General features: G+C 57.5%; 14 protein-coding genes. 8 read left to right on the forward strand and 6 right to left on the reverse strand.

From position 1 onward, the window contains the following. Positions 1 to 1,818, reverse strand: coding sequence for a copper resistance system multicopper oxidase (locus Q8M42_RS08010; protein ID WP_257776568.1), 1,818 nt, complete (start codon positions 1,816 to 1,818; stop codon positions 1 to 3). 196 nt (positions 1,819 to 2,014) lie between these two features. Beyond that, entirely contained in the window at positions 2,015 to 2,221 is a 207-nt protein-coding gene (locus Q8M42_RS08015; RefSeq protein WP_257776569.1) for a co-regulatory protein PtrA N-terminal domain-containing protein, read from the reverse strand. Positions 2,222 to 2,533: 312 nt separating this feature from the next. Between Q8M42_RS08015 and Q8M42_RS08020 the strand changes: the two genes are divergently transcribed. The 3 genes from Q8M42_RS08020 to Q8M42_RS08030 are packed head-to-tail and all read left to right on the forward strand — an operon-like array spanning position 2,534 to position 4,452. Further along, a complete protein-coding gene (locus Q8M42_RS08020) occupies positions 2,534 to 2,794 on the forward strand; it encodes a hypothetical protein (protein ID WP_090503982.1) in 261 nt (86 codons plus the stop codon). A gap of 45 nt (positions 2,795 to 2,839) precedes the next feature. Continuing rightward, positions 2,840 to 3,682, forward strand: a complete 843-nt coding sequence (locus Q8M42_RS08025; protein ID WP_257776570.1) for a DUF692 domain-containing protein — start codon at positions 2,840 to 2,842, stop codon at positions 3,680 to 3,682. Beyond that, positions 3,673 to 4,452, forward strand: coding sequence for a DNA-binding domain-containing protein (locus Q8M42_RS08030; protein ID WP_304870828.1), 780 nt, complete (start codon positions 3,673 to 3,675; stop codon positions 4,450 to 4,452). The genes Q8M42_RS08025 and Q8M42_RS08030 overlap by 10 nt, the downstream gene beginning before the upstream one ends. A gap of 79 nt (positions 4,453 to 4,531) precedes the next feature. Here Q8M42_RS08030 and Q8M42_RS08035 read toward each other — a convergent pair whose 3' ends face one another. The 3 genes from Q8M42_RS08035 to Q8M42_RS08045 are packed head-to-tail and all read right to left on the reverse strand — an operon-like array spanning position 4,532 to position 6,351. After that, positions 4,532 to 5,194, reverse strand: coding sequence for a transmembrane anchor protein (locus Q8M42_RS08035; protein ID WP_304870826.1), 663 nt, complete (start codon positions 5,192 to 5,194; stop codon positions 4,532 to 4,534). 12 nt (positions 5,195 to 5,206) lie between these two features. After that, the gene (locus Q8M42_RS08040; RefSeq protein ID WP_257776573.1) at positions 5,207 to 5,944 is read right to left on the reverse strand and encodes a HupE/UreJ family protein; all 738 of its coding nucleotides are present in this window, start codon (positions 5,942 to 5,944) and stop codon (positions 5,207 to 5,209) included. Positions 5,945 to 5,991: 47 nt separating this feature from the next. Continuing rightward, positions 5,992 to 6,351 carry a hypothetical protein gene (locus tag Q8M42_RS08045; RefSeq protein WP_257776575.1) on the reverse strand — a complete coding sequence of 120 codons (360 nt, stop codon included), beginning with the start codon at positions 6,349 to 6,351 and terminating at the stop codon, positions 5,992 to 5,994. Between the two features lie 118 nt (positions 6,352 to 6,469). Here Q8M42_RS08045 and mreA point away from each other — a divergent pair, with 118 nt between their 5' ends. The 5 genes from mreA (at position 6,470) to Q8M42_RS08070 (ending at position 9,292) form a co-directional block, all read left to right on the forward strand. Continuing rightward, positions 6,470 to 6,757, forward strand: coding sequence for a metal-sensing transcriptional repressor MreA (mreA, locus tag Q8M42_RS08050; RefSeq protein ID WP_042924893.1), 288 nt, complete (start codon positions 6,470 to 6,472; stop codon positions 6,755 to 6,757). 9 nt (positions 6,758 to 6,766) lie between these two features. Further along, on the forward strand, positions 6,767 to 7,894 hold the full coding sequence (locus Q8M42_RS08055) for a nickel/cobalt efflux transporter (RefSeq protein ID WP_257776576.1): 1,128 nt from the start codon (positions 6,767 to 6,769) through the stop codon (positions 7,892 to 7,894). Between the two features lie 3 nt (positions 7,895 to 7,897). Continuing rightward, entirely contained in the window at positions 7,898 to 8,338 is a 441-nt protein-coding gene (locus Q8M42_RS08060; RefSeq protein ID WP_257776577.1) for a YqaA family protein, read from the forward strand. Next, the gene (locus Q8M42_RS08065; RefSeq protein ID WP_257776578.1) at positions 8,335 to 9,051 is read left to right on the forward strand and encodes a conjugal transfer protein TraX; all 717 of its coding nucleotides are present in this window, start codon (positions 8,335 to 8,337) and stop codon (positions 9,049 to 9,051) included. Before Q8M42_RS08060 ends, Q8M42_RS08065 begins: the two co-directional genes overlap by 4 nt. A 106-nt stretch (positions 9,052 to 9,157) precedes the next feature. Next, a complete protein-coding gene (locus Q8M42_RS08070; RefSeq protein WP_010490700.1) occupies positions 9,158 to 9,292 on the forward strand; it encodes a YHYH domain-containing protein in 135 nt (44 codons plus the stop codon). Positions 9,293 to 9,379: 87 nt separating this feature from the next. Here Q8M42_RS08070 and Q8M42_RS08075 read toward each other — a convergent pair. Then, positions 9,380 to 10,426: HAD-IC family P-type ATPase (locus Q8M42_RS08075; protein WP_305284011.1), on the reverse strand; the 1,047-nt coding region annotated here is incomplete at its 5' end.

Genomic DNA, 10,426 nt, shown 5'->3' on the forward strand with positions numbered 1-10,426 from the left:
TTACTCATCCACACGAACTTCACGGAACATGCCCATTTCCATGTGGAGTAGTAGGTGGCAGTGGTAGGCCCAGCGACCCAATGCATCGGCAGTCACTCGATAGCTGCGTTTGGAACCTGGTGGCATGTCGATGGTGTGTTTGCGAACCATGAAGTTGCCGTTCGCATCCTCCAGATCACTCCACATGCCGTGAAGATGGATGGGATGAGTCATCATGGTGTCGTTGACCAGCGTGATGCGGACACGCTCGCCGTACTTGAGACGCAGAGGCTCGGCATCAGAGAACTTGATGCCGTCGAAGGACCAGGAAAACTTTTCCATATGCCCGGTGAGGTGTAGCTCGATGGTTCGGCTGGGTTCGCGGCCATCCGGATCAGGGAAGGTGCTTTTCAAGTCGGAATAGGTCAGTACACGACGACCATTAGCGCGCAGGCCGATACCTGGATCGTCCAGTTTATGGGTCGGGGTCATGGTTTGCATGTCGACCAGGGGATTATTGGTTTCAGAGGCCGGATGCGATTGCATCGCTGCGTCCATACCTGCCATACCCGAATGGTCCATGCCGGCCATTTTGCTGTGGTCCATACCGGCCATATCACCTTGCATTCCGCCAGCGTCCATCCCGGCCATCTTGCTGTGATCCATGCCGCTCATGCCGCCTTGCATGCTGCCATGGTCCATGCCCGCCATGCTGCCGTGATCCATACCCATGTCGCCCATGGCGATCAGGGGGCGAGGATCGGTTTCGGGTACTGGAGCGCTCAACCCTTCACGTGTAGCCAGAGTGCCGCGGGCATAGCCGGTACGATCCATGGACTGTGCAAAAATCGTGTAAGCCTCTTGGTCAGCGAGCTCGACAATCACGTCATAAGTCTCGGCCACGGCGATACGGAGCTCATCAACGCTGACTGGCTTGACGTGCAGACCATCGGCCGCAACCACCGTCATCTTCAGGCCTGGAATACGTACGTCGAAGTAGGTCATGGCCGAGCCGTTGATGAAGCGCAAACGGAGTTTTTCACCCGGTTTGAAGATACCTGTCCAGTTCCCATTAGGTGCCTGGCCATTCATCAGGTAGGTGTAGGTATAGGCGCTGACGTCAGCAAGATCGGTGGGGCTCATCTTCATCTCGGCCCACATCTTGCGGTCAGCAACTGCTGCCGACCAACCTTGCTCGCTCACGTCATTGATGAAGTCGCCAACGGTGCGCTTGTGCTGGTTGTAGTAGTCCGACTGCTTTTTAAGCTTGGCCAATAACCGTGTTGGGTCTTCATCAGTCCAGTCAGTCAGCATCACCACGTAGTCACGGTCATAGCTAAACGGCTCAGGCTCCTTGGCATCGATGACCAGGGCACCGTAAACGCCAATCTGCTCCTGCAACCCAGAGTGGCTGTGGTACCAGTAAGTACCATTTTGATTGACCTTGAACTTGTACTCGTACATGCCATCGGGCGCGATGCCGTGGAAGCTCAAGCCAGGCACACCATCCATGTTCGCGGGCAAAATGATGCCGTGCCAGTGAATCGAGGTGTCTTCGGCCAAGCGGTTTTTCACACGCAGTGTGACGGTATCGCCTTCCCGCCAGCGCAAAATTGGCCCTGGAATGGACCCATTAATAGCCATCGCGGTCCGGGCTGCTCCGGTAATATTCACTGGCGTTTCACCAATGAATAAGTCGAAATCTGTACCCGTTAATACGTTGGGCTGTCCGGGACTGGTCACCGCCCAAACGGGTGTGCGCCACAAGCCAAGGCCTCCGAGAATGCCGGTAGCGGCCAGGCCTTTAACGAAGGTTCGTCTTGAGGTTTTGCAGTGCATGCCGTTATGTCCAATCAGTCAGAGGAGCCAGGGCGGAACAACCATGACATTTGGTTATTTCCAGCTTCATCCTGGGAGGTTTTCCCTATCAGCCTTGCCCACTGTCGTGATTTTTCAAATCGTTCCGACAGCGAGCTTGAGAAATTGCCATATCTCAACCGGCTAAGTGATTACATTTCTGTCAGGTTGACCGCGACTAGCAGTTGGCGTGATCGGCTGTTTTGCTTTTATTACCTGCAACCGGCGACTCTTTATTCTGTTGCTGGGCCAGTTGATAGGCTTCCATCGATACCTTGCTAGCCTGTTCCATGCGAGCAAAAGTACGGTCAGCACCGCCTTCGGCCATCGCCAAAGAAGAAGCGGTAAGCGCGATAACCACGAACAGGGTTTTGATTGAGTTCATCTGGACGTTCCTCGATTCAGTTCAGTTAGCCAAGTGACCCTGAGTGGGTCGTCATCAGGCATTGAGCTTCAGGCTCGAAGTAACCTTAACCAGGGTGCCCTGTCATAAACCTGAGCTGAACATTACAGTTCTGTCAGGTTGCTACTTCTTTCTTGTGGAGACTCTGCAGGGCTCTGTAGTGTCTGTTTATGCCCGCTACTGAACCTGTGCGGATTCGTTGCTGGCATGCCTGGCAGCGATGCCTAAGCTTCTTCGGGTCAGTGGCACTAAATAGTCCTGACCTCCACATAACGTTCAAGAGAGATTGCCACTATGTCGACCAAAAATACTGTTGCTACTGGTGCTGCATTGGCACTCGTTGCCGCCAGCCTATTTGCTACCCTGCCTGCGCAAGCGGCTCAGGATGCAAAAACTGCTGAAGTAAAATGCTTTGGTGTGAATGGCTGCAAAGGCCAAAACGATTGCATGACTGCAAAGAACGCCTGCAAAGGCCAGGGGGAATGTAAGGGTCAGGGGTTCAACTTGATGACCCAAGAAAAATGCGATGAGGCCGGCGGTAAAACCAGCGAGTAAGCCCATCCAAGGGAGTGCAAGTCGCTCCCTTGACCCGGAGTCCTAATGAGTAAAAGCGATTCACTGGGTTTTGGCCTCGGCTTGCGTAGCGAGTACTACCAGCAGATTCTGGAGCAACGCCCCGCAGTCGACTGGTTCGAGATCATCTCAGAGAACTACATGGTCGGAGGGGGAAAAGCCCTCTACTTCCTCGATGCGATCAAAGAGCAATATCCGCTGGTCATGCACGGGGTTTCCCTGTCGATTGGCGGTTCTCATGAGATCGACGCTGATTACTTGCGCCAATTGAAAAATCTAGCCGACCGAGTTCAGCCCCGCTGGGTCGCTGACCATCTGTGTTGGAGCCGAGGTAGTGCTCACCAGCTGCATGATCTACTTCCACTGCCATTCACCCAGAAGAGCCTGCTGCATGTGGCATCAAGGGTTCGGCTGGTTCAGGATGTGTTGCAGCGGCCCTTGGTGCTTGAGAACGTATCGGCCTACGTGCAGTGGAAAACGTCCTGCATGAGCGAGTCTCAGTTTCTGGCCGAACTGAGCAGCCTTACCGGCTGCGAGCTACTGCTCGATGTAAACAACGTCTACGTCAGTTCGAAAAACCAAGGGTTCGACCCTTGGCAGTTCATCATGGAGTTGCCCCAAGATCGGATTCGCCAGATCCACCTGGCCGGCCATAGCGACTACGGCCACTACCTCATTGATACCCATGATCAGCCGATTGCCGATCCGGTTTGGGCTCTGTACAGCAAAACGTTGAGCTATCTGGGTGCTACTGCCACCTTAATTGAGCGAGATGATCATTTTCCGCCCTTTGACGAGCTATTAGCGGAGCTGTCCAAGGCGCGCTCTATCTCCGCCAATGCTCTAAGGGCTGCCGCACCATGCGCCTGAGTGCTCAGCAGGAAGCGCTGGAGCGTTACCTGGCCACAGGCGATAGCGTTATCCCACCTGAGCTGATGGAGCAGATTCAAGGTAGCAATACGCTGCCTGCCGCAGATGGCCTGATGATTTACCACAACGCTTATCGCGCCAGGCTTCTTTCCGTCTTGAGGGAAGACTTCCCAGCGTTGCATCGCTGGATGGGTGATGAGTCATTTGCACAGTTGGCCTTGGCTTATATCAGCGCGTGGCCACCTAGACATTTCAGTTTGCGCTGGCTGGGTGAGAGGCTGCCGGAGTTCATCCGCGGCTATATTGCCGAGCCGCAACGTTCCCCGATGATAGAACTCGCCACACTTGAATGGGCCTTTACCCTGGCCTTCGACGCACCTGATACAGAGCCACTGTCGCTGGATGTGATGAGTCGTTTTTCAGCTGATGACTGGGTCAATCTGCGGGTATACCTCACACCCTCGGTTCGTTGGTTGCAGCTACAGCACAACACCGTGGGTATTTGGGTGGCTGCCAAGGCCGAGGCCGATATTCCTGATGTCGTTGCGCTGTCCACTCCCCTGGATTGCTTGGTTTGGCGACATGAGTTGGTCTGTCAGTACCGTACTCTTGAGTCGGGTGAAGCTTCGGCTTTGCGGTTACTTAGCGATGGAGGCTCGTTTGCTTCAATGTGCGAAAACCTCGTGGGTCAACACGGCGAACAGGCACCTCTGCGAGCGGCTACCTGGCTGAAGCAGTGGATCGGTGAGGGACTGCTTCAGCGTCGATAAATAGTGCCGTGGATGTGCAGGGCGTGGTGCCATTGGCTGAGAGTTCCTCTTCCGCCAGCTGACGGAAGAGGCAAAAACCTTAAATCACGCGTTTGACGCTCAGGTACTCGCCCTTGGTCTTCAGCGTGATGGTCACGTCGCTGTTGCTGCGGTTGCGCCAGAACCAGCCGTGCGTGCCGTCGAAGATGGCGGTGAATTCACCCTTGTCGCCCTTGATCTGCTTACCCTTGCTGTAGCTGTGGTAATAGCCCTTGGGGCCGTTGTAGGGTTCGCCGTGGGTGTCGTGGTTGACCGGGATACCATTGGTTGTCCACTCGTAGCTGACAGTGGCCTTATCCAGCATCTCCAGCTTGATTTCACTGGCCTCGCCCGGCTTCAGGGTGACGGTCACTTCATCCGACTTCAGGGCTGGCTGCGGCTCAGTTACTGCTTCGGCCACAGGTGCTGTCGCCACTTGCTCTTGAGCTACCGGCTGAACAGGCACGGAGGCTTGAGCGACGGGAGCCGCGGCTGGCTGAACCGCTGCATCCGCTACCGCTTCTGCGGCCAGGGTTATCTTCATTTCGCCCATCTGGGTCAGGCCCAGTACGCGGCCAGCACCCGTTGGGTCGATGGCGTACTCCGAAGGCATCACTACGGTGACCAGCAAAGCAGCGGCAACGCCCACGGCAATCACAGTGGAGCGCAGCAGTTGGCGGCTGGTCGGCAATTCGCTTTGAGTTGGAAGCTTGGTATTGAACATGCTGAGAATTCCTTACTGAGAGACGATCAGGCCGGTGAGCTGGTAACCCATCAAGAGGAAACCGGCGCTCATCATGGCGACGTTTGCGGTGTAGGCATGACGCCAGAAGCTGGCGGTGCGTCGCCAGTAGCCCATGACAATCAGGATGGCGCTCAAGGCCAGGAGCTGGCCGATCTCGACGCCGACGTTGAAGGCGATCAGGTTGGTGATCAGGCCGTCTGCCGAGATCTCGTACTCCTGAATCTTGGTCGCCAGACCAAAGCCATGCAGCAAGCCGAAAATCAGCGTGGCCGCTTTGGTGTTCGGCTGGTGGCCGAACCAGCGCTGGAATGCGCCCAAGTTATCGAGCGCCTTGTACACCACCGAGAAACCAATGATGGCGTCGATCACATAGGAGCTGATGTTGATTTCCGCCAGTACGCCCAACAACAGCGTCACGGTGTGACCCACGGCGAACAGCGTGACATAGAGCCCCACGTCCTTCAGGCGGTAGAGAAAGAAGATCACCCCGAAGAGGAACAGCAGATGGTCGTAGCCGGTGATCATGTGCTTAGCGCCCATATAGATGAACGGCAGCACCATCACCCCGGAGCTTTCCTGGATAAAGCCCTTGTCGCCCTCGGCGACAGCATGGGCCAGTGCGTCAGGCATGCCGAGAAACAGCAATGCCGTGAACAGCAGCAACAGTAGTAACGAGCGATTCGGGTGCACGACAGATGCGTCCATTGCGCCCATAGATAGCGAATGCATGGTTGAGTCCTAAATTAAAGGGGGCTTGGGCCGCACAGCGGCCTGTGTCAGATCACGAACGTGGCGCGCGGTGGCCGCTCGATCAGGAAGATCGGGCTTGGAGGAATGGAGTAACGAGGGGCTGGTATCGGCTGCGCACGTTCTGGCAGCGTGCTGATGCTTAGCCGCGCGGTCAGGTGCGGTGTTTCATGCAAATGGTCGGCGGTCAGCGGCGAGTGGCAGTGATCCCCGTACGCAGCACAGGCCAGCGTCTCATCACCATGCGCATGCGAATGAGCACCGTCATTGCCACCCAAGGCAGGCTGGCTCGATCCCATAAACAGCGCAGAGGTATGCCCGGCCCAAGCCAGCAATATGGCGAGAGCAAGGGCAAAAATCACCTTGGTGCTGATGGGATTGCTGAGCATGTTGTGGTTCTTTCGATGCCTAAGCGGGTGGCTTTTCTGGAGGGTTGGTCGGTTTGACCATATCCCCCCCAGGGGGATAGCATGCGAGCGTAATTCATCGACGCACGAGACTCAAGGCATGAGCGATCACGAACACGGCCACCAGCACCAAAGTCATGGCGACATCATCAAAAGGTTGAAGCGTGCGGAGGGCCACCTGCGCAGCATCGTCACCATGATTGAAGACAGCCGGGCCTGCGTCGACATTGCTCAGCAGCTACATGCCGTGGAAAAAGCCGTCTGCCAGGCCAAGCGTGTGCTTATCCAAGACCATATCGACCACTGTCTGGAACATACAGTCGAAGCACTTGCGGTAGGCGAGCGCGCTTCACTCGAAGACTTCAAGCAAATCACCAAGTACCTCTAGGCCCCTCCCATGTCGAGTTTCGCCGAATTGCTGCAAAAGGGGGCCTCGCAGGCCTGGCTGTACTTCCCCAGCGCCATTCTGCTGGGTGCCTTGCACGGCCTGGAGCCTGGGCACTCGAAGACCATGATGGCGGCGTTTATCGTGGCCATTCGTGGCACGGTGAAGCAGGCCGTTCTGCTGGGGCTTGCGGCAACGCTTTCGCACACGGCCGTGGTCTGGCTGGTGGCCATGGCCGGCATGTACCTGGGGCAGAACCTGAATGCCGAAACCACCGAGCCGTATTTCCAGCTCGCCTCGGCCGCCATCATTATCACCATCGCCCTGTGGATGCTTTGGCGCACCTGGCGTGGCGAGCAGATGTGGCGCTTAGAGGAAGGTGACGATCATCAATACGACCATCACCACCACGATGAAACGCACAGCATCGATACCGGGCACGGGCGTATCGAACTGTCGATCTTCGAAGAAGGCGTTCCTCCGCGCTGGCGACTGAAGACTTTGAGTGGCCATACCTGGCAGGCTATTGAAGTAAGCCTGCTTGCGACCCGGCCCGATGGACGAACCGAGCAATTCTGGTTCGTAGACCGAGGTGACCACCTGGAGTCACTGGTCGAGATCCCTGAGCCCCATGACTTCACTGTACGCTTGAGCCTGGGTCATGCCGGTCATTCTCACGACTATGACCTGGAGTTCCGCGAACACAGCCACGGTCATGAGCATGCCGAGCTGGAGAAACTGGAGCTGTCGCTGGAGGGCTATCAGGATGCCCATGAACGGGCGCACGCCAATGACATCCGCAAGCGCTTCAGCAACCGCAATGTGACCACTGGCCAGATCATCATGTTCGGCCTAACGGGCGGGCTGATTCCCTGCCCGGCAGCGATCACCGTGCTGCTGCTCTGCCTACAAGTGAAGGAAGTCGCGCTGGGAGCCGTGCTGGTGTTGTGCTTCAGCATTGGTCTGGCCATCACTTTGGTCACAGTTGGCGCTGCCGCCGCTATCGGCGCTCGCCAGGCATCCAATCGTTGGCCCTGGCTGGGTGCTGTGGCGCGTCGCGCCCCTTACCTATCCAGCGTACTGATCATTGGTGTGGGGATTTACGTCGGCTTCCACGGCTGGGTCGGCCTGAACACCTAGCCGATGTGGGAGTTATCCGGTTATTTCGGCCTATTCCTCGCCGCCTTTGGTGCCGCCACGCTGCTGCCCATGCAGTCGGAAGCGGTACTGGTCGGGTTGCTGCTGACTGACCGCTATGCGGCCTGGTCGCTGCTGGCGGTGGCCACCACGGGTAATGTGCTGGGCTCGGTGCTGAACTGGCTGCTGGGTCGCTCTATCGAGCACTACCGGCACAAGCGCTGGTTTCCCGTCAGCGAAGGAAAACTGGAAAAGGCCCAGCAGGCTTATCACCGCTTCGGTCGCTGGTCGCTGCTGCTCAGTTGGATGCCGATCATTGGTGATCCGCTTACCGTGGTAGCCGGTGTTATGCGCGAACCGTTCTGGAGCTTTCTGTTGATCGTGACGCTGGCCAAGGCCACTCGCTATCTGGTGCTAGCTGCCTTGACGCTTGGGTGGCTCGGGTGAGCCTGCATACGCGCGACAACAACCTGGATCTGATCAAGTGGCTGGCGATGCTGACCATGCTGCTGGATCACCTGCGCTACATCTGGCCTGACACCGAATGGCTGTTCATCGTCGGGCGCTTAGCCTTTCCACTGTTCTGCCTGGGTATCGCCGCCAATGTCGCACGCTCGCACCCCGGCGAGTTGTATACCGATAACAACGTTCGCTACCTGGGCTGGATGACTGCGTTTGCAGTGATCTCGGAGTTGCCCTATCGCCTGCTTTCTAGCGACAGCAGCACGCTCAACGTGATGCCCTCACTGCTGCTGGGCCTGCTTATCGCCTGGGGCGCGCATCATCGTGGGCGCGACGGTTTTGTTCTGGCTCTGACTGGCGCGGCTGTGGCTGTGCTGATTCAGGAGCGCCTGATGTACGGCGTTTTCGGAACGCTGCTGCCGGCGGCATTGCTGCTGGCTATTCAATGGCCTGGTCTTGTGTGGCTATTGCCCGCCGCACTTTGCGTAATGGCCAACAGTCGCAACCGCTGGCTCGCGGAGTGGGAGTTGCAGCCCTTTACCCTGCTGATAGTAGCCGTCGCCTTCGCCGCTCCACTGCTTGGGCTATGGCTGCTGCGCCGACCGGGCCATTTCAAAATCTGGCCGGTCAAGCGCTGGGGCTATTGGTTCTACCCTGGGCATCTGGCTGCACTGCACCTGATTCGCTCGCTCGGCTAGATAGGGCTTCCCTCTTCGCAGCCTTCTTGCTCAATGCAGGCTTTTTGCCATACCTTGCAAGCGTGACTTGAGTCACACACAACAAGAAGCTGAAAAGGAGTTCCTCATGAAGAAGTTTTCTGCTGTCCTGATTGCTGCTGTTCTCGCTTTAACCTCCGTGGCAGCCCTTGCCCACAGCGGCGGTACGGATTCCAAAGGCTGTCACCGCAACCACAAAACGGGCGATTACCACTGCCATTAAGCATTTGCCAGTAGCGGCTGGCCGCCTTTCATCTGTGGCGGCCAGTTAACTTCCTTATTCGTCAGTCATAGCTTCTGATCCCTGGGATTAACGACTATTCACCAGGCGCGGTTTGTTCGATGTCGTACTGCTAATCGGCGTCTCGGTACGAGTTTCGACGGTCATGGGGGCCCGGAATTGCTTGAGCCGGAGTGCATTCCCGAGCACGAAGACACTGGAGAAGGCCATCGCTGCAGCAGCGAAGATCGGTGAAAGCAGCGTGCCGTTCACCGGGTAGAGCGCGCCCGCTGCGACCGGAATCAGCACGGCGTTGTATGCGAAGGCCCAGAACAGGTTCTGCTTGATGTTGCGGATCGTTGCCTGGCTGATCGCGATGGCGTTCGGCACGCCACGCAGGTCGCCCGACATCAGTACTACGTCAGCGGCCTCGATCGCCACATCGGTTCCCGGTCCGATCGCTAGCCCAACGTCCGCTTCTGCGAGTGCCGGTGCGTCGTTGATACCGTCGCCCACGAAGGCGACACGCGCGCCATTGATCCGGAACTTCTTCAGTGCTGCGACCTTGCCGTCGGGCAAGACCTCGGCAGCGACTTCATCGATGCCGAGCTGCTTGGCAATCGCCGCGGCTGTAGCTGCGTTGTCACCGGTGATCATTGCGACTTTGAGCCCGAGCGCGTGCAGCGCCTTGATCGCCGCGGGCGTCGTTTCCTTGATCGGGTCGGCGACTGCGATAACCGCCGCCAAGCGGCCGTCGATCGCGGCATAGAGCGGACTCTTGCCTTGCTCGCCAAGACGCTTGGCAGTTGGCAGGAAGCTCGATACATCAAGACCGAGCTGCGTCATGAACCGGTCCGCGCCGACAGCGACGGTCCGACCAGCGACCTTGGCCGACACGCCGAAGCCCGGTGTTGCATCGAAGTCATCGACGGGTGCGAGCGTGATGTCCCGCTGTTTTGCGGCTGCGACGATCGCTTCTGCGATTGGGTGCTCGGAGCGGGTTTCGACCGCAGCAACGAGAGCCAAGACCTCATTGTATTCGAAGCCCTCGGCGGGGACGAGGTCGGTCAGTTCGGGGCGTCCTTTGGTCAGTGTGCCGGTCTTGTCGAGTGCGACCACGCTCACATCGCGCAGCGA

It is taken from the genome of Pseudomonas sp. (genome assembly GCF_030684895.1).
Lineage (GTDB): Bacteria > Pseudomonadota > Gammaproteobacteria > Pseudomonadales > Pseudomonadaceae > Aquipseudomonas.

What these genes read in the sequence shown, in the direction of transcription:
- Q8M42_RS08010 (WP_257776568.1), bottom strand. Translation starts at nt 1,818, where the DNA reads ATGCACTGCAAAACCTCAAGACGAACCTTCGTTAAAGGCCTGGCCGCT.
- Q8M42_RS08015 (WP_257776569.1), bottom strand. Translation starts at nt 2,221, where the DNA reads ATGAACTCAATCAAAACCCTGTTCGTGGTTATCGCGCTTACCGCTTCT.
- Q8M42_RS08020 (WP_090503982.1), top strand. Translation starts at nt 2,534, where the DNA reads ATGTCGACCAAAAATACTGTTGCTACTGGTGCTGCATTGGCACTCGTT.
- Q8M42_RS08025 (WP_257776570.1), top strand. Translation starts at nt 2,840, where the DNA reads ATGAGTAAAAGCGATTCACTGGGTTTTGGCCTCGGCTTGCGTAGCGAG.
- Q8M42_RS08030 (WP_304870828.1), top strand. Translation starts at nt 3,673, where the DNA reads ATGCGCCTGAGTGCTCAGCAGGAAGCGCTGGAGCGTTACCTGGCCACA.
- Q8M42_RS08035 (WP_304870826.1), bottom strand. Translation starts at nt 5,194, where the DNA reads ATGTTCAATACCAAGCTTCCAACTCAAAGCGAATTGCCGACCAGCCGC.
- Q8M42_RS08040 (WP_257776573.1), bottom strand. Translation starts at nt 5,944, where the DNA reads ATGCATTCGCTATCTATGGGCGCAATGGACGCATCTGTCGTGCACCCG.
- Q8M42_RS08045 (WP_257776575.1), bottom strand. Translation starts at nt 6,351, where the DNA reads ATGCTCAGCAATCCCATCAGCACCAAGGTGATTTTTGCCCTTGCTCTC.
- mreA (WP_042924893.1), top strand. Translation starts at nt 6,470, where the DNA reads ATGAGCGATCACGAACACGGCCACCAGCACCAAAGTCATGGCGACATC.
- Q8M42_RS08055 (WP_257776576.1), top strand. Translation starts at nt 6,767, where the DNA reads ATGTCGAGTTTCGCCGAATTGCTGCAAAAGGGGGCCTCGCAGGCCTGG.
- Q8M42_RS08060 (WP_257776577.1), top strand. Translation starts at nt 7,898, where the DNA reads ATGTGGGAGTTATCCGGTTATTTCGGCCTATTCCTCGCCGCCTTTGGT.
- Q8M42_RS08070 (WP_010490700.1), top strand. Translation starts at nt 9,158, where the DNA reads ATGAAGAAGTTTTCTGCTGTCCTGATTGCTGCTGTTCTCGCTTTAACC.